We start from the raw sequence: 19,119 nt of genomic DNA, 5'->3' as shown, positions 1-19,119 counted from the left end.
TTTAATTTAAGTATTGTTGCATAAATGGAATTTAGTCATGCTTACAGATTTGGATGATTTTTATTGTTTTGCCCAAGTGGTCGAACATGGTGGATTTAGTGCAGCAGAACGCGCCACCGATATTCCAAAATCCAAACTTAGCCGACGCGTACACAACCTAGAAGAACGCTTAGGTGTGCGTTTAATTCAGCGCAGCTCACGTCATTTTGCGGTCACAGAAATTGGTATGAATGTGTATCGGCATGCGCAAGTAATGATGAATGCTGCCCAAGCCGCGCACGACTTGGTCGATCACCTAAGTATTCAACCGCGTGGTGTAATTAAAGTCAGCTTACCTGTTTCAATTGCACAAAATGAAATTGCCAAAATCTTGCCTGAGTTTTTGAAAGCCTACCCTGAAATTAAAGTACAGCTAATTGTCAGCAACCGTCGTGTCGATATCGTCAACGAAGGGATCGACATTGCCCTGCGTGTCCGCTCAAATTTAGATGATGATCCAAGTTTGGTGATTCGCAAATTCAGCAACATCGAACAACATCTATTTGCCAGTCAGGCTTATTTGAATGAATTTGGCGATTTGAAAAAACCTGAAGATTTAAGTCATCATAAAATTTTAAGCATGTCGGATGAGCATTTAGATCAATACATGGTTGTGCATGATCAACAACAGCAACCGAAAAAAATTAAGGTCAACCCTACAGTCATGGGTTCAGATTTAATGATGCTAGCGCAATTGGCACGACAAAATTGTGGCATTGTGTTGTTGCCTGACACGATTGTTGAAGATTATGTTGCATCGGGTGAATTGGTTCGTGTTTTACCCGACTGGCACGCACCGCATGGTATTTTCCATGCCGTCTATCCATCACGCCGTGGTTTATTACCTGCAGTACGTGTATTTATCGACTATTTGGTCGAGAAGCTAACCATTCGTTAGCACATAGGATCTTTTGATTTCAGATACGAAACAGCAAAAAAAAAGCTTATCTAAGACAGATAAGCTTTGAAAACTACAATCTAAAATAAGAAAGCTAAAACAAAGAAACTACAGCAAGTATCTTTGACTTCAATTATAGCGATTGTTCATTTTTTAACAAATAGTTTAAAACTAAAGTCTAAGATGTTTTATCTATCAGTCTTAACCTGAAAGCATTCATGCATTAAATTTCAGGATAACTCCCCGTACCTTCTGGCCACGGCGATAACACTTCAAAGCCTGTATCAGTCACAGCAACCATGTGTTCCCATTGTGCAGAAAGTGATTTATCTGTCGTCACCACCGTCCAGCCATCTTTCAGTTCTTTCACACGCGCTTTGCCCGCATTCACCATCGGCTCAATGGTAAATACCATGCCTTTTTTAAGCACCAAGCCTTGTCCAGGCTGACCATAATGCAGCACACTTGGTTGTTCGTGATACACCTGCCCAATACCATGTCCGCAATATTCACGCACAATACTATACCCTTCACGATGCGCTACACTTTGAATGGCATAACCAATATCACCCAAAGTCGCGCCTGGTTTCACAGCACGAATCCCAGCACGCATCGCCTCATAAGTGGTATCCACCAGTTTTTTCGCTTCTGGTTTCACCTGTCCCACATAGTACATACGACTGGTATCACCATAAAAACCATCTTTAATCACTGCCACATCAATATTAATAATGTCGCCATCTTTTAAAATGGTTTTGGATGATGGAATACCATGACAGACCACTTCATTGGGTGAAATACAGGTGGTTTTGGTATAACCGTGATAGCCCACATTGGCAGGAATGACTTTTAAGGTATTTACAATATAATCGTGACACAAATCATCTAAGTATTCTGTCGTGACTCCGGGTTTGACATGCTCGCCAATCATCTGCAACACCTGAGCAGCCAAACGCCCCGAAATGCGTAATTTCTCAATATCTTGCTCTGATTTAATGCTGACTTTAAGGGCGCGCATGATGAACTCCTGACCTGAAGCCTGAGATTATAGCCCTTTCGGCTTGTAAAATCAGCTCAAGCTGCCAAACAAGTATCCATCGTCATGCGACCAACAGTTTTGTTTAAGAACTGCGCATTTAAAATAGCAGCCAAAACTTATACTAGATAAGCCATCTATACTATGTGGGATCAGCATTTTTCAAAAATACATCAGATAAACAGTAAGTTATTTAATTTTTATAGTGAAGATTAAAATAGCCTACAAACACATATCATAAAAAATATTCATATGACCTATAAAATAAATTAGAAAATCATAGCTCGATCTACTAAAATCGCTTTCTTTTGTTTACATCTTATTTCTCTCCCATGACGAATTTACGCACACGGGATATTATTGCCTTGGGTTTTATGACCTTTGCGCTGTTTATTGGTGCAGGTAATATTATTTTCCCACCTATCGTGGCACAGCAAGCGGGCGAACACGTCTGGCTTGCTGCGCTCGGTTTTCTCATTACCGCAGTTGGCTTACCCGTGATTACCATTATGGCGTTGTCACGTGTCGAAGGTTCTATACAAATTTTAAGTTCGCCTTTAGGCAAAATCGCGAGCTTAATTTTAACAGTCGTCTGTTATTTAGCGGTTGGCCCGCTTTTCGCCACACCACGTACCGCTACCGTATCTTATGAAATTGGTTTCTCTGCCTATTTTGGCGATTCCGCGAGCACCTTATTCATTTATAGCGCCATCTATTTTGCCTTGGTGATGTTAGTTTCACTGTATCCACACAAAATTTTAGATACAGTGGGCTATGTACTTTCCCCGCTTAAAATTCTGTCATTACTAATTTTAGGCATCACTGCATTTATTATTCCGACAGGTACAATTTCACCTGCCATTCACAATTATGTGAACAGTCCTGTATCTGAAGGCTTTATTAACGGTTATCTCACTATGGATACCTTAGGTGCATTGGTATTCGGGATTGTGATTATTAATGCGATTCGTTCACGTGGCGTAACTGATAAAAAACTCATCACCCGCTATGCGGTATGGGCAAGTTTAATTTCAGGGATCGGTTTAACTTTAGTTTATCTAAGCCTATTTAAACTGGGGATGGGCAGTCACGATGTTGCCGCCAATGCCAGTAATGGTGCAGTCATTTTACATGCCTATGTGCAACATGCTTTTGGCGGATTTGGCTCGGTATTTTTAGCTGCAATGATTTTTATTGCCTGCATGGTTACGGCAATTGGACTGACATGCGCATGTGCTGGATATTTTGAGCAAATTACTAAAATTCATTATCGCCGTTGGGTATTTATTTTAGTGGGCTTTGCCTTTGTTATTTCCAATCTTGGACTCACCAAACTCATTGCAGTTTCAGTGCCTATTTTAAGCGCGATTTATCCACCTGCAATTGTGGTCATTCTACTCAGCTTTTTCTGGGGATTATTCCGTATTCCAACCCGCGTGATTGCACCTACTGCCGCAGTTGCATTGCTCTTTGGCATCATTGATGCAATGAAGGCCGCAGACTTAGCTAGATTCTTGCCAACCACACTGACCAATTTTCCCCTGAGTGAACAAAACCTCGCTTGGTTGATTCCTGCATTACTGATTTTTGTATTCGCTGCAATTCATGATCGAATGAAAAAATAGCCAGTACGGACTTCGAGCTCGGCTATTTTTTCAAGTCATGCTCTATTTTCGAGCTGTATTGTATTAAAGTCGTGTTTTATCCAAATACGAATTTAAGTTAGACAATAATTGTCAGGTTTTACCCAAACCCGCACTTATTGTTTCTTGTGCTAAAACTGCCTCTTTTTAAGGCAATTTATCAGTCATGATAATAGCAACCCAAATAATTATTTGGTATAAATAAACAAATGAAATTAAAATATTTTCAATAAAAAACTAAAACAAAATAAATCATTCACCCATTTTAAGCAGAGCTCAAATTAACGCTAAAGTCGTATAGTCGCCCTCAAAATTAGCTGGCATAAAATATGCAAGTACGATTGAAATCGTATTTAAATGGCTTAAAAAACACACTACTTTTTATTATTTTGTAAATAAATGATAACAAATAGTAGTATTTCATATGAAAATGATGTTTTTTTATCAAAATATGACTATAAGGGCTTGAAATAGTTTGCTAAACAAGGTAGAACAATAAAACCAATCTGACTAAAATGCTCTGATTTTAGTGATTTATAACAAGGAGGGATGGAGATGTTTTCACATTTCAATACGCAAGTCTTCATTAACGCTCTGAAGGCTAACCAAAATCTAGTTACTTTTTTAAGCACCACTTTTGCACTGATGCTGACCCTATTGCTCCAAGGCTCAATTCAAGGCAACTTGAAACCAACCTATTTTTTATATGCCTTATTGGTATGTATAGCCTTTGCGATTTGGACATCCATTGACCAAAAGTTTCGTGAACATAAAAACGTAGAAGTTCATTAATCTTACCCTAGCACCCACTCATTTTAGCTTTTTCACTTTCACTTTGCGGCAGATGGATCACTCCTCTGCCGCCAAACTCAAAAAGTAGATTCTAATCATCATTCCTGATCTACAGCAAAAATCTCAAAATCTTCTACGGGCTACCAAGAAAAAATTAAACTGAGCAATTAGAATTACAACAATCCATAGATTGCGCCAAGAAATAACACACTAGTCCCACCCAATTCAGCCACAATCAATAACAGCATCGCCAAACTCATGCACCAACTTGGCAATGTCCATGCTGCAATTTGATGCGGTTGTTTAAATTGATTAGTGGTATCTTTAAGCAATCCATGCAAGATATAACTCAGAATAGAAAAGCTAAAAAATACTAAATTTAGAATCACACAAATTAAAATTACAGTGGCATCCCAAATACAAAAATAAGCCAAGACCGCTAAAATTAAACTTGCAGGTGCATATAACAAACTACTGCGATGTGCGATATCCACATAATAATGAGCACGCGCTTGGGCAGAAGCACGAATTTGCCAATATTTCCACACGCCTGTAAGCATCCCCACCCACAAAAATATTCCACTGAAAATAATCGCAAGGCGCACTGCCAAAGATAAACTTTCCATGTTTAACACTCTTTTATTTTTCGTGTGGCTATTTAACTACACTCGCAGACTACTAAGCTTGACTTTAGAGTCAGAATAAATACAAGTTTCTTTTTGGAACTCGTGTAAAGTAACTTTTTTCTCATCATCCTTAAAACATTATGAGCACATTTGAAAGCTTAAATATTATATGTGCAGATGGTTATGCCCTCGCTGCCCGTTATTATCCAAATCAATATACACAAGCACAGCGTCTACCCGTCTTGATTTGTCCCGCGACAGGCATTACCAAGAATTTTTATCACGCTTTTGCCACATGGCTAAATGAACAAGGCTATGCTGTGCTGTGTTTTGATTTTCGTGGTATTGGTGATTCGTTACACGAACCATTGAAACAATGTGAAGCCAGTATTGTTGATTGGGGGCAGTTAGATATTCCTGCAGCAGTAAATACTTTGCTGCAAAAAACGCAAGCTGAACAAGTGGTTTTATTGGGACACAGCGCAGGCGGACAATTACTGGGGATTAATCCTGAATATCATAAAGTGGCAAAAGTCGTAGCTGTTTCAGGCTCTACAGGCCACACAAAAGGTTTAAAAGGTCGTACTCGCCTACTTGCCCCTGTGATGTTTAAAGTTATTTTTCCACTTGCCAGAATCACACATGGTTATGGCCCAACCAATGCAATTGGCATGGGCGAAAACCTACCTAAAAATGTGGCCCAACAATGGGCACAATTTTGTAGCAAACCCGGCTATGTCATCAATGCTATAGGCAAAACAGTTTCACAGCATTATCACGATGAAATTCGTTGCCCGATTACTGCTATTTGGAGTTCGGATGATGAGATTGCCACCGAAGCCAATGTGAAAGATTTACTCCGTCTCTATCCCCATGCATCGACTAATATGATTGAACTTAAACCAAAGCGTTATCAGCATAAAGCCATTGGGCATATGGCGATGTTTAAAAAGTCACATCGAAATTTATGGAATGTGATTGAAAATCAATTGGCAGTTTAATTTTTAGTGGCGAAGTCACATACAAATTAAACATTTGTTTTAGTTTCTCGCTTTTTCTTTTCCCTGTTTAAGCAACCAAATTTGTAATCCTGTTTGGTTGTTTCTTTTTTTCTATTCCATGCCACATTTCATGTTCAGCTTTTAAAATCCAGACTTATCGCTGATACACATTTTCAGGATGAAACATCACAATCTTTTTATTACACCATAAAAAAGCTCCACCATTTCGGTAGAGCTTTTTGAGTGATTTAATTCAAAGCTTAGTAATTAGCGTAAGCGAATCATCACAGTTTTAATACGGTTACCATCATGTTCTGTCACTTCAAAGTGCACACCTTGATAATCCAACTGCGTGCCGACCTGAACTTCACCTTGGGTTTTATCTAAAATCAAACCTGCAACGCTAATGTAGCCTGCATCTTCTTCAATCAGATCCATCATACCCAGTTCAAGTTCAAGCTGGTATAAATCCAGCATACCTGTTGCTTTCCATTCGTTTTCATTGGTTTTAACCAAATCTAACTGTTCGTCTGCATCAGGGAATTCACCTGCAATCGCTTCAAACACATCAAGCGGTGAAATCAAACCTTGAACATTACCAAACTCATCGCTGACTAAAACCAAAGAACCTTTAGAGGTACGTAACGTATTGATCGCATCAATCACTTTCATTTTTTCAAAAATGTAAATTGGACGCTGACGTTTAATTAAAGCTTTAAGCTCTTCTTCTTCGTCCAATACATCCAACAACTCTTTGGCACGTACAATACTAATGACTTTATCTAAACTACCACGACACACTGGGAATAAGCTGTGTGGTACAGATAGAATCTGTTCGCGGATTTGTTCAGGTGAATCTTCAATATCGACCCATGAAATTTGGCTACGTGGCGTCATAATTGATGCGACTGAACGCTCTGCCAAGGTCAAGACACCACCAATCATGTAGCGTTCTTCATCTGCAAACGCTTCTTGCGCTTCGTTATGCAAATCAGGGCTACTGGTTTCAACTCGCCCCCCCATCAATTTTAAAATTGAATCTGCAGTACGGTGACGTAACGGAATTTTTGCTTCATGTTTTGCAACATTGCGCTGACCAAATTGGTTAAACGCTTCAATAGCAATCGCAACACCAATACCCGAATAGATATAACCTTTAGGGATATGGAAGCCAAAACCTTCTGCAATCAAGCTGATACCAATTAATAGTAAGAAGCTTAAACACAAAATCACCACTGTTGGATGACGGTTCACAAAAGCAGTTAATGGCTTAGATGCAAGTAACATCACCAACATTGCAACCACCATGGCAACCATCATCACATAGATGTTGTCGACCATGCCAATTGCGGTAATGACTGAGTCTAAAGAGAAAACTGCATCTAGAACAACAATTTGTGCTACAACTGCGGCAAAACTTGCATAAACCACATTGGTCGTGACTTTGACTTCGGGTTTGCCTTCCATCTTCTCATGCAACTCTCCTACCGCCTTATAGACGAGGAACAAACCGCCACCCAAGAGAATGAGGTCACGCCCTGAAAAGGTTTTTTCAAATAAGGTAATTAACGGTTCGGTTAAAGTAACCAACCAAGAGATTGCAAATAACAATCCTAAACGCATAAACAACGCTAAAGATAAGCCAATCACACGGGCTTTATCACGCTGTTCTGGGGGTAATTTTTCTGCAAGAATTGCAATAAAGACTAGGTTATCAATACCTAATACGATTTCTAGAATAATAAGTGTAATTAAACCAACCCATATTCCCGGATCTAATAAAAACTCCATTAGTTCATAGCTCCGAGATAGTTAGCAGAAATCGAAATATAAAGTAGACCTGCGCACGGCGACGGATCCATAAAAGTAACCTTTTTAGCAATAGATAGCTTAATTATGCACAATCTTGAACATTTGTAATTAAATTTTTAATTTTTTTGAATAAAACTAAACAGTACGATCTATAAGAAGGTTTTTACTTTATTTTTCACATTCTTAATTTTTTTAGAGCGATGACAGCCAAACAAAAGCCGTGAGAATGGATTAAAAATGTCAAATGAATTGTAATGTATTTTTAGACGCATTAGTCATAGATTACAACTGTAAGCCAACCCACACTTTAATCTAAACTTAAAATATTGATAAAAAACAACTATTGTTAAAAGATTAGACCAAAGCTTATAATTTTTTTGCAAAATTCAACGCAATAACCCGCACTTTTACCTAAAAGCCAAGTGTACAAATGTATTTTTTTAACTAAAATGCAGCCTAAGTTGATGGTTAAATTGATAATTCAACTTATAAAACCAGATAACTCACTACTAATCCAAACTAAAACAATTCTATAGGATTAATTGATATGACACATGAATATGGATTGAACTTAAACAAATGCCTACGCGCTTGGAAAAATAGCCATTTCAAAGCCAGCTTCTAAATCGAGATTCATCATATTTCGTCAGATTTCAACCAAATTTTAGCCACTGAAAGCATCTTGCTAAGCACATGAGTTTTCACATAAAATGTGAAATATCAAAAATACAATTAAAACAATGCAGGGAATATGCAATGTCCAAGAAATATTCAAAATTTCTACCATCCGCCGACCAATATGATATTGAACAATTTCCGTATTATTGGGTCACACAAGTACATGCTCAATATGTACAGAATGTCGATCAGGCACTTAAAAAGTATGGTTTAGATAATTCTCGCCGTCGTATTTTATTGGCATTAAGGTCAAAAGCACATGCGAGTGTGTCTGATTTGTCAGACATGGTGGTGTCAAAAATGTCAACTACAACTAAAATTGTTTATCGTTTAAAAGATGAAGGTTTGGTTGAAACTTATTCTTGTGATGATGATGCGCGTATCACTCGTGTCGTGCTTACTGAAAAAGGTAATGAGATGACCAACAAAATTAATGATCTGACTAGCGTTGTTTTAGAGCAGTCATTTGATGGTTTAACTCCACTACAAATTGAAAAAATGATGGAAAGTTTACGTCATATTTTTAATAATTTAGCACGCTAAACATCACGTTATTGTTCCACATCTGTTCTTATCCTATATAAGCACAAGATGTACTTAAAGATCGAAAAAATTGAGCTGGGGGCTTACTTTTTCGATCTTTGCTTTTGGTACATGTGAACACTCAAACTCGTCTAAAGGAAAGCCCTGCACAAAGCTGTGTATGTTCGGTGTTTTCAAACTTAGCCATTCATCTAAACGTGCATGTGGAATAACAATAACAGAACGTTTGACTGGCCCAGGCTCATGAAATTCCTTCATCATCGCGTGATCAATTGCGTCCATGGTAATCATACTCGCAGAACGGACAATTTCTTCCGTGCCTTGCCCATCCTTTAAACGGCAAATTTCATACAGTGCTGCAATAAAAAAGGCCTGTCCATCTTTACGACGTACACCCCAACGCTGCGGTTTACTGTCTATATATTTGGATTCATAAAATTCTGACACAACAATCGCGCCAAATTTACACTTATAAGCAGCTTCACTAAAACTTGGTTTTTCTAATAAAGTTTCGTTACGGCAATTATAGGTTTTTTGCGCAATACTTCTGTCTTCCGCCCATTTGGGAATCAAGCCAAAATTCACCGAGCGCCACTCTAAACCTTGTTCAGACTTAAACAATAGTGGCACACTCGAATTTGGATACGCTTCTTCAGCATATTCAAACGGAATTTCAGGCAGACCTAATGCAGATAATTGCGCTATGCTTATTGGTTTAAAATTGGCACACATATACAAATTGGATGATTAGAGACACGCACTATATTATGCGTTTTGATCATGAACAGTAAGTGCGCACCCACGCATTCCTTCTTACTCAAACAAAACGCAGGACAAATAATTACCGTTAAGCTGGCAATGTCAGCCAATGCGTGCGGGTAAATTCTTCAAATATCCAGCGCCCATTAAAACGACCTAAGCCTGAGTTTTTCTCACCACCAAACGGTGCATTGGCATGATCGGCAACGGTAATACCATTAATATGTGTCATTCCAACATCAAACTGTGCTGCAAATTCTGCACCGCGTTCTACATTTGTAGTGCATACAGCAGCAGATAAACCATAGCGTGTATCGTTCGCTAACTGTAAGGCATGTGCGGTATCTGCTGCTTTGAGAATCGGTAAAATAGGTCCAAAACTTTCATTTTGTACAATTTCTGAATCGGCAGCGACATTCACAAAAACATGTGGTGCAACTAAGTTCCCCGTAACCCCGCCCGCATAAACCAATTCTGCACCCTGCGCCTGTGCTTTTTGAATAATATGCTGATGCTTTTTCACATGTTCTGCATTAATAATTGGCCCAATCAAGGTGTCATTTTTATTCGGATCACCTACTACTAATTGCGACACACTTGCTAACAATTTTTCAAGATAGGCTGCATAAATAGACTGATCGACAATGACCCGATTGGTACTCATGCAAATTTGACCTTGATGCAAAAAGCGCCCCATCACAGTTAGTTCTACGGCCAAATCTATATCTGCATCATCCAAAATGACTAAAGGTGCATTGCCACCGAGTTCTAAGGCGACACGTTTTAAATGCTCACCCGCAACGGCCAGTTGCCCTACATGCTGTCCAACTTCTGTAGAGCCTGTAAATGAAATCATTTTAGGAGTTGCATGCTCAACAAAGTAATCACCAATTTCACGACTCTCACCCGCCACCACATTGAGTACGCCTGCAGGCAAGTCTACTTCTTCGAACAGTTTACCGAGTATAGTTCCACCTGTGACTGGCGTATCACTGGCAGGTTTGAGCACTACACTATTACCACAAGCAATCGCTGTAACCACTGAACGCATAGACAAATGGAAAGGGAAATTCCACGGACTGATCACAGCAATAACACCCAAAGGTTTACGCAAAACAACACTACGGACTTTCGGATCTTTGCTTTCCAGTTGCGTCGTGGTCATTTGCTCGGGAAATTGTGCAGCTTCTTGAATAATCCCTAAAGCAGCATCGACTTCGATATTGGCTTTTAAACGGGTACTGCCCGACTCATCAATCAGCCACTGGATAATTTCTTCGCGTCGTTGCTGAATGACTTGCTCTAAGTTCTTAATGATGTATTGACGCAGACTTGTGGATTGAATCAATTGTTCATCAAAAGCTTTTTGCGCTGTACTATAGGCACTATCAACATCTACCACGCTGGCGCCCTGCATCTCAAAAATTGTAGTTTGATGATATGGATTCAAGTTTGGAATGGTTTTAGTAGATGTCCCAACCGACCACTTGCCGCCAATAAATTGTTGATTCAAATCTTGATATGCTGGCATGTATTTGTCCTTGCGCTACTTTTTATATATGACTTTCACTCTACTCCGCAGCTTGATGTTTTTCTAGCAGCAAGTACATCCTGTAACTATTCAGCTGCAAAATTTTCAAAAAACCATAAGCAAAATACAGGCAACAAAAAAGCCTCCGAAGAGGCTCATTTGTTTGTATTACACAATCAGTAAATCAAATCCTAAAGGATTAATCACCTGTATAACCTTTTAACTTTAAACGCGCTGCGTGTAAAAGTGGCTCTGTGTAACCAGAAGGTTGCTCGCCACCTTTGAAGATCAAGTCAGATGCAGCTTGGAATGCAATGTTATTAGCAAAGTCGTTAGACATAGGCGTGTATAGTGGATCATCAGCATTTTGTTGATCTACAATTTTCGCCATGCGCTGCATTACTTCTTCAACCTGTTCACGCGTTACAATTCCGTGACGTAACCAGTTGGCAACGTGCTGAGAAGAAATACGTAAAGTTGCACGGTCTTCCATCAGGCCCACATCATTGATGTCTGGAACTTTAGAACAACCTACACCCAGATCAACCCAACGAACGACATAACCCAAGATACCTTGGCAGTTATTTTCCAGTTCTTTTAGTTTCTCTTCTTCAGACCAGTTGGTATCAGTTGCAAGAGGTGGAGTTAACAAATCATCTAAAGGCAATGCTTCAGTTGCAAGCAATTCTTGCTGACGGTTTGCTACATTAATTTGATGGTAGTGAATCGCGTGAATCACTGCACCTGTTGGAGACGGAACCCATGCACAGCTTGCGCCTGCTTCAGGATGTTCAGTCTTGGTTTTGTACATGTCTAACAGCATGTCTGGTTTTGGCCACATGCCTTTACCAATCTGTGCTTTACCACGTAGACCTGTTTGTAGACCTACCATGACGTTACGGTTTTCGTAAGCTGGGAACCATTTTTGGCCTTTGATTTCGCCTTTACGAACAAATGGACCTGCTTCCATGAAGGTATGGATTTCATCACCTGTACGATCCATGAAACCGGTGTTAATAAAGATGGTACGGTCTTTCGCCTGAGCAATACAGTTTTTCAGGTTAACAGAGGTACGACGCTCTTCATCCATGATACCGATTTTCAGGGTTTTAGCAGGTAAGCCAAGCGCTTGTTCAGCACGTTCAAACAGCTCAACCGCAAATGCTACTTCTTCTGGACCGTGCATTTTTGGCTTAACGATATACATAGAACCGGTACGTGAGTTCTTGATCGTGTTCTCACCACGGATATCAGCCACAGAAAGCAATGGAGTGACCAATGCATCCATGATGCCTTCATAAATTTCTTCGCCATCTACAAGGATCGCCGGGTTTGTCATCAAGTGACCCACGTTACGAAGCAGCATCAATGAACGGCCATGAACCTTGGTCTCACCGCCTTCAACATTTTTGAAGGTGCGGTCAGCATTTAGTTTACGGGTAATGGTCTTGCCATTTTTCTCGATAGACTCTTCAAGCGTACCTTTCATCAAGCCTAACCAGTTACGGTAGCCTTCAACTTTTTCTTCAGCATCAACTGCTGCAACAGAGTCTTCCAAGTCTTGAATCGTCGTTACAGCCGCTTCAAGCACAACATCTTTCACGCCAGCTGCATCTGTCTGTCCAATTGGGCTGTTTGCATCAATCTGGATGATTGCGTGCAGGCCGTTATTTTTCAGTACGATTTCAGTTGGTGCAGAAGCTTCGCCATTGTAACCAACGAATTTAGAGCTATCCGCAACAGTTGTTGTAGAACCATCTTTTAGGCGAACAACAAGTTTGTTTGCTTCTACAGCATATTGAGTCGCGTCGGCATGTGAACCTTGCGCCAATGGGAAAGTTTCATTTAAGAAGTTTTTCGCGAATGCAATTACTTTTTCACCACGAACTGGGTTGTAGCCTTTACCTTTTTCTGCGCCATTTTCTTCAGAAATAACGTCAAAACCGTAAAGTGCGTCATATAACGAACCCCAACGTGCGTTTGCTGCGTTCAAGCAATAACGTGCGTTACGTACAGGTACTACGAGCTGTGGACCAGCCAATAATGCGATTTCTTCATCAACATTTTCGGTGGTAATTTGAAAATCTTCTACTTCTGGTAATAAGTAGCCAATTTCAGTCAAGAAAGCTTTGTAAGCTTCTAATTCAAATGTATTATTGCGGTGCCATTCATCAATTTTAGCCTGAAGCTCATCACGCTTTGCGAGTAATGTTTTGTTCTTAGGGCTAAGATCGACAACGACTTGCTCAAAGTTTTTCCAGTATGTATCACTGTCCAAACCAGAACCTGGTAATGCTTCATTTTCGATGAAATCGTAAAGTTCTTTAGCAATCGCTAACTTGCCTTTTTGAATACGTGCAGTCATTGTCTTTCCTGATATTGCTACTTTTTATACAAGAGATTCTAGTATACTGATTTATATTTAGCTGAATAGTATTATCACATTTCAAAATAACGATCATTTATTACAAGATGAATGACAACAATCATCATAAATCCTGATCAGAAACACGACACTATTACTCATCTAAATACACTTTTACAGTGTATAAAGTTTTTGAAATGTCGAAATTAGACTTAAGTTCAGATTTTGTTGTAAAAATCGGCGTCAGTCTTATTGCAACCCTTCAAGATTAAGCCATGTTTATGACAAAATGTCGATAAAACCAACAGTCACATCTTTTCTATCATAAAAAAGCGCCTAGTTCTAGGCGCTTAAAAGATCAACTGATTTGATGTTTGGCTTCGGTGGCCTGTATCTGTCGATGTTCTTCATTTAAGTAATCATCAGACTGCATTTCCAATAAACGTGAACGTGTGCGTTCAATTTCAAATGCCAGTTTTTCGCCCTGATAAATTTCAATAATCGAATCTTCAGAAGTCAGTAATAACTTGACACCACGATCATAAAATTCATCGACCAAATAAATAAAACGACGTGTTCCTTCAGACAAGAAGTCTGTTAAATGCGGTACATTGCTCACCAAAACCGTGTTGTAGATGTTGGCAATTTCAATAAAGTCTGCAGGACTACGCGGTTTAAAGCACAGTTCTGAAAATTCACACCACAACACATCTTCAGTATGCGCAATTGTTTCAACAATACGTTGGTTGATAATAATTGGCTCAGAAGAATAATGTTGTGTATTACTCAAAGCACTGAAACGCTGTGCCATCCAGTTTTGATTATCATGCGTTAAAGGCGATTTAAATAATTGCGCCTGTTTCAAAACACGTAAGCGATAATCTACACCAGCATCGACATTTAGCACTTGGCAATGTTTTTTGACCATTTCAATGGTTGGAATAAAACGATCTCGATGGATACCATTTTTATATAAACCGTCTGGGGCGATGTTAGATGTTGCCACCAAAGTAATGCCACGATGGAATAATTTTTGGAACAAGTCACTCAGAATCATCGCATCAGTCACGTTAGATACGAAAAATTCATCGAAACAAATCACCACTGCATCTTTATAAATTTGGTCTGCAACAGAATCGAGCGGGTTACGCTGCCCTGAAAGTTTGTTCAGTTCACGATGCACATGCTGCATAAAGTGGTGAAAGTGCATACGTGTTTTACGTCTAAATGGAATCGAGTCGTAAAACTGATCCATGAGCCATGTTTTACCACGACCTACACCACCCCACATATAAACACCCTGTGGTGCTGTTTGGCGGCGGAAACGGCGGAACGCTTTTTTTGATGCTTTATAGCGTTGAATTAATTCCTGCCACACACGCTCAAGTTCGTGTACAGCCTGCGCCTGCGCATCATCTGGCATAAATTGTCCAGAGGCTAACGCTTGTGCATAACGCTCCGCAGGCGATAATGGAGTAAAGGCTGTGGTTTGTGGCGAATTAAAATCAGACATATTCATCAGTACTTATTTGGGCAAATAGATTATAACGAAGATCGAATCACGAGATATAGCACTTTGGCATAGTTTGCAAAATACTTAGGCTATTTTGTATATTGGCGTGGACTTTGTCCAAACCACCGTTTAAAGGCATGGTTAAATGCCGCAGGCTCTGAATAACCAAGTAACTCTGCAATCATTTCAATTGAATATTCCTGATATTCAATTAATCGCAATGCTTTATCTTTGATAAGATCTTCACGAATTTGTTTGTAACTAGTGTTCAATTGTTGCAGTTGATGGCGCAATGTCCGTTCAGGAATTTGCAAAGCATGTGCTGTTTCTGCCATGCTCGGCATACTGCCTTGTTGTAATTCCAAATAATCTTTTACGCGCTGTACCACCGAAGGCGCATCATCTTCGAGTTTAAGTCGCTCTAACTCAATCACGCATTTGGCTTCATAACTACTAAAAGTGACTGCATCGGCAGATGGAATACGTGCTGTGAGAACTGCATCATCAAACCAAAACGCTGCTTGGGGTTGATTAAAAACAATATCTTGACCGTAATAATCATAAAAAGTTTGCAAAACTTCACTTTGCTGCGGCTGTGCAAATGGCAATTCTATGCGAATACGTGGCGCACTCATCCCCATCATTTTATATAGGTCTTGAATAAATTTGAACGTGCCTGAAATTTCACACTGTGCACGCAATACACCTAAACTACTATGTAAATCATTGGGTTGATAACACAAGGCAATATGTCGCGTGCTATGTTGCAAACTCAGTTTCCCGCTTAAATGCGTCAATCCCTGATATTGAATCCCTTTTTCTAATGCAGTGGCAATATCTGGACTGGTCACCAATAACATCAGTAAAGGACCATAACCTGCCAAAGCATAATGCTGTCCAATAAACAGCCCCATTTCAGGCTCTACATCTTCACCAATGACTTTGAGAATATCCCATTCCAAACTCGGATGAATAATTGAACTGGTATCCAGCGCATCTGCACGCAAGCCGATACTTTGCAATTTTGCATCGACATCAACGCCTGCTTTACGCATGCCTTGTATTAAATACATTAAGCCAAGTATGGATCTTTTCATAAAATGAACAGTGCGAAACGGAATATCCTTTTTACCCGATTCATCCACAGATAGAAATTGCCGAAAATATCAATTTTTATGTCAGCACGATCATGTTACCGCATGCTGGCTTATTCTATCCTGACTCAAACAAACTCAAGTCAAACAAAATAAATATAAGGATGTCTTCATGCAGGATGCAGCAGCTCATTATCAAGTCGCAATTATTGGCGCAGGCTTTGGTGGATTAGCCATGGCGATTCGTTTGCTACAACGCAACATTCATAACTTTGTGATTTTAGAAAAGTCTAATGAAGTGGGTGGTACTTGGCGTGAAAATCAATACCCTGGCGCGGCTTGTGATGTGCAGTCGCATCTGTATTCATTGTCATTTGCACCCAAAACTGACTGGTCAAAACGCTATGCCGAAGGACCAGAAATTTTTCAGTATATTCAAGATGTGGTGCAACAGTTTAATCTGCGCGAATATTGCCAATTTAACAGCGAAGTGGTGCATACCGAATACCATGAAAAAGACTGTGTATGGCATGTTGCGTTAAAAGATGGCAGACAATTGAGTTGCCAATATTTAGTCTTTGCTTCTGGCCCACTGCATGTGCCACAAATCCCGCACATTAAAGGCATTGAAAAGTTTCAGGGCAAGGTTTTTCACTCGTCTCAATGGGATCATCAATACAACTTAAATAGCAAAGTTGTGGCATCTATTGGCACAGGCGGCAGCGCGATTCAATACATTCCTGAAATTGCACCTCAAGTTAAACAGTTATATGTCATGCAACGTACAGCTGCATGGGTCATTCCACGAGATGAACGCAAATATCTGAATATTGAGAAAAAACTGTTTAAACAAGCAGACTGGTTTAGAAAGTTGCATCGTGCGCGTTTGTATTGGTCGAATGAATCACGTGCAATTCCAATCATGCAACCTAGCGTGATGAAATATACCCAAAAACTGGCAGAAGCCTTTATTCGTTTTCAGGTCAAAGACAAACAATTGGCACAAAAACTCACGCCTGACTACATTATGGGATGTAAACGTATTTTAGTGTCCAATAAATACTTCCCAACTTTTAACCGTGACAACGTCGAATTAGTGACTGATGCAATACAGGAATTGACTGCAGACAGCATCATCACCAAAGATGGTAAAATGCGAAAAATTGATTGTCTGATTTATGGCACAGGCTTTATTACCGATCCGCGTATCTATCTACAGCCATTTAGCTGCATTGGTGAACATGGCGTTGAATTAAAACAGGCATGGAAAGATGGCGCAGAAAGCTATTACGGCATTAGCCACAAAGGTTTTCCGAACCTGTTTCAGTTGCTTGGGCCAAATACAGTTTTGGCGCATAACTCGGTTATTTTTATGATCGAATCGCAAGTCGATTACATTCTGCAAATGATGGATTTGGTGGCACAATCACAGAGCAATGCAATTGTAGTAAAAGATCAAGTACAAGATCAATTTAACCACGATGTGCAAGACATGCTAAATAACACGGTTTGGCAATCTGGCTGTGTAAGTTGGTATCAACAAGATGGTGGAAAAAACTTTGCACTTTGGCCAACCTATACTTGGAAATATTGGCTAAAAACCAAGTCGCTGCATCCGAGTGATTTCAGATTAATCAGTAAAGCGGCATAAATTTCCGCTTTTAAAAGCAAACTGGCATAATCAACAGGTTTTTATCTATCTCCCACCTGTTGATCTCATGCAATCTCTTTGGCTGATTTTCCAATTACTCTGCTGTTTATGTCTAGGCTTTGTACTGGCAAAACGCCTCCCTCGAATAATCGAAAAAATTGCGTTTCAACTGCTTCCATATTTTAGCTATATCCTGCTAATTGCAATTGCGATGGAATTTTCACAAACGTTCGGTTCATTACAGCAGCCATCGCATATTCTATCTACAGCTTTACAGATTGCATTTGCTACATCAATTGGTGCTTTTCTGTGTTGTTATTTGCTTTACAAAGGTTTGGGGCTGCAAGCAACGCAAGGCAAAGTTTCATTACAGTTGTTGATTCAATCCTGCATCAACATCAGTTATGCCTTTTTTGCACTATTGGCAGGCTACGTGCTGCATCTACTTTTTAGTGCTATGGATTTCCAAGTTCAGATCAACACTTGGTATTTACTGTTGCTGTTTATGTGGATGATTGGACTCGATCTCGCTTATTCGCCTTTAGATCGTTCTTGGCTGAATTGGAAAATTTTAATGGTGCCCGTAGGCTGTATTTTCGGTTCAGTTGCAGGGGTACTACTTTGCGCACTTTGGCTCCCCATCGCTCTACAAGATTTGCTTATGCTCTCACAAGGTTATGGATTTTATTCCATGAGCGGGATTGTGGTGTCGGAACTTCGCAATGCCGAATTGGGTAGTATTGCGTTAATGAATGATTTATTCAGAGAGATTTTTGCGATATTGCTGATGTATATTTTGGGATGGCGTTATCCACGTGCTGCAATTTCTGCCGCAGGCGCAACTGCCATGGACGTCACTTTGCCCATGGTAAAACAAGCCTGTGGCAACGATTTTATTCCACATGCCATGGTCAGTGGATTTGTATTGTCAATCCTTGCACCCATTGCTGTAAGTGTATTGGCTGCTATTTAAAAAGAATCAACAATTGTCCTCTCTCCCTCTGGGAGAGAGTTGGAGAGAGGGTTTGCGCTCTATTTAGGCGAGAGTTAGAGAGAGGGCTTATCCACTGCTGTCCCATAGTTTGCTTTAAATAAAAAAACCTGAGTCCTAACAGTTAAAATATGAGTGCAAACAAAC

General features: G+C 39.8%; 15 protein-coding genes. 7 read left to right on the top strand and 8 right to left on the bottom strand.

Going from position 1 to position 19,119, the window contains the following annotated elements; all coding sequences use genetic code 11:
* Positions 1–37 precede the first annotated feature (37 nt).
* Complete coding sequence (locus tag CF596_RS04975; protein ID WP_004976726.1) at positions 38–937, top strand: LysR substrate-binding domain-containing protein; 900 nt, start codon at positions 38–40, stop codon at positions 935–937.
* A 223-nt stretch (positions 938–1,160) separates the two neighbouring features.
* Here CF596_RS04975 and map read toward each other — a convergent pair whose 3' ends face one another.
* Complete coding sequence (gene map, locus CF596_RS04970) at positions 1,161–1,955, bottom strand: type I methionyl aminopeptidase (protein WP_096901418.1); 795 nt, start codon at positions 1,953–1,955, stop codon at positions 1,161–1,163.
* A gap of 350 nt (positions 1,956–2,305) precedes the next feature.
* Between map and brnQ the strand changes: the two genes are divergently transcribed.
* Positions 2,306–3,598, top strand: coding sequence for a branched-chain amino acid transport system II carrier protein (brnQ, locus tag CF596_RS04965; RefSeq protein ID WP_096901417.1), 1,293 nt, complete (start codon positions 2,306–2,308; stop codon positions 3,596–3,598).
* 573 nt (positions 3,599–4,171) lie between these two features.
* Positions 4,172–4,408 (top strand): hypothetical protein, encoded by a 237-nt coding sequence (locus CF596_RS04960; RefSeq protein ID WP_004976747.1) that lies wholly within the window; start codon positions 4,172–4,174, stop codon positions 4,406–4,408.
* A 173-nt stretch (positions 4,409–4,581) separates the two neighbouring features.
* On the opposite strand, the gene CF596_RS04955 is transcribed toward CF596_RS04960, so the two are convergent.
* A complete protein-coding gene (locus tag CF596_RS04955; RefSeq protein ID WP_096901416.1) occupies positions 4,582–5,034 on the bottom strand; it encodes a hypothetical protein in 453 nt (150 codons plus the stop codon).
* 140 nt (positions 5,035–5,174) lie between these two features.
* Between CF596_RS04955 and CF596_RS04950 the strand changes: the two genes are divergently transcribed.
* Positions 5,175–6,035, top strand: coding sequence for an alpha/beta fold hydrolase (locus CF596_RS04950; protein WP_096901415.1), 861 nt, complete (start codon positions 5,175–5,177; stop codon positions 6,033–6,035).
* 267 nt (positions 6,036–6,302) lie between these two features.
* Here CF596_RS04950 and CF596_RS04945 read toward each other — a convergent pair whose 3' ends face one another.
* Positions 6,303–7,826 (bottom strand): transporter associated domain-containing protein, encoded by a 1,524-nt coding sequence (locus CF596_RS04945; RefSeq protein WP_096901414.1) that lies wholly within the window; start codon positions 7,824–7,826, stop codon positions 6,303–6,305.
* A gap of 777 nt (positions 7,827–8,603) precedes the next feature.
* Here CF596_RS04945 and CF596_RS04940 point away from each other — a divergent pair.
* Entirely contained in the window at positions 8,604–9,068 is a 465-nt protein-coding gene (locus CF596_RS04940; RefSeq protein ID WP_004976754.1) for a MarR family winged helix-turn-helix transcriptional regulator, read from the top strand.
* Positions 9,069–9,122: 54 nt separating this feature from the next.
* Here the strand turns inward: CF596_RS04940 and CF596_RS04935 are convergent, their stop codons facing one another.
* The 5 genes from CF596_RS04935 to CF596_RS04915 all read right to left on the bottom strand — a co-directional run bounded on the left by CF596_RS04935 (position 9,123) and on the right by CF596_RS04915 (position 16,333).
* Positions 9,123–9,800 carry an SOS response-associated peptidase family protein gene (locus CF596_RS04935; protein ID WP_096901413.1) on the bottom strand — a complete coding sequence of 226 codons (678 nt, stop codon included), beginning with the start codon at positions 9,798–9,800 and terminating at the stop codon, positions 9,123–9,125.
* Positions 9,801–9,915: 115 nt separating this feature from the next.
* The gene (locus CF596_RS04930) at positions 9,916–11,358 is read right to left on the bottom strand and encodes an aldehyde dehydrogenase family protein (RefSeq protein WP_096901412.1); all 1,443 of its coding nucleotides are present in this window, start codon (positions 11,356–11,358) and stop codon (positions 9,916–9,918) included.
* Between the two features lie 199 nt (positions 11,359–11,557).
* A complete protein-coding gene (locus CF596_RS04925; protein ID WP_096901411.1) occupies positions 11,558–13,723 on the bottom strand; it encodes a malate synthase G in 2,166 nt (721 codons plus the stop codon).
* A 358-nt stretch (positions 13,724–14,081) separates the two neighbouring features.
* A complete protein-coding gene (gene zapE, locus CF596_RS04920; RefSeq protein WP_004976758.1) occupies positions 14,082–15,236 on the bottom strand; it encodes a cell division protein ZapE in 1,155 nt (384 codons plus the stop codon).
* 89 nt (positions 15,237–15,325) lie between these two features.
* Positions 15,326–16,333, bottom strand: coding sequence for an AraC family transcriptional regulator (locus CF596_RS04915; protein ID WP_165492532.1), 1,008 nt, complete (start codon positions 16,331–16,333; stop codon positions 15,326–15,328).
* Positions 16,334–16,502: 169 nt separating this feature from the next.
* On the opposite strand from CF596_RS04915, the gene CF596_RS04910 reads away from it, so the two are divergent.
* Together CF596_RS04910 and CF596_RS04905 are read left to right on the top strand one after the other, a co-directional pair.
* Positions 16,503–17,981, top strand: a complete 1,479-nt coding sequence (locus CF596_RS04910) for an NAD(P)/FAD-dependent oxidoreductase (protein ID WP_096901409.1) — start codon at positions 16,503–16,505, stop codon at positions 17,979–17,981.
* Positions 17,982–18,048: 67 nt separating this feature from the next.
* Complete coding sequence (locus tag CF596_RS04905; protein ID WP_096901408.1) at positions 18,049–18,954, top strand: lysine exporter LysO family protein; 906 nt, start codon at positions 18,049–18,051, stop codon at positions 18,952–18,954.
* The last annotated feature ends 165 nt before the right edge of the window (positions 18,955–19,119 follow it).

The sequence above is a fragment of the Acinetobacter sp. YT-02 genome, assembly GCF_002412355.1.
GTDB classification, from domain to species: Bacteria; Pseudomonadota; Gammaproteobacteria; order Pseudomonadales; family Moraxellaceae; genus Acinetobacter; species Acinetobacter towneri.
This window is presented reverse-complemented; position numbering and strand designations above follow the sequence as displayed.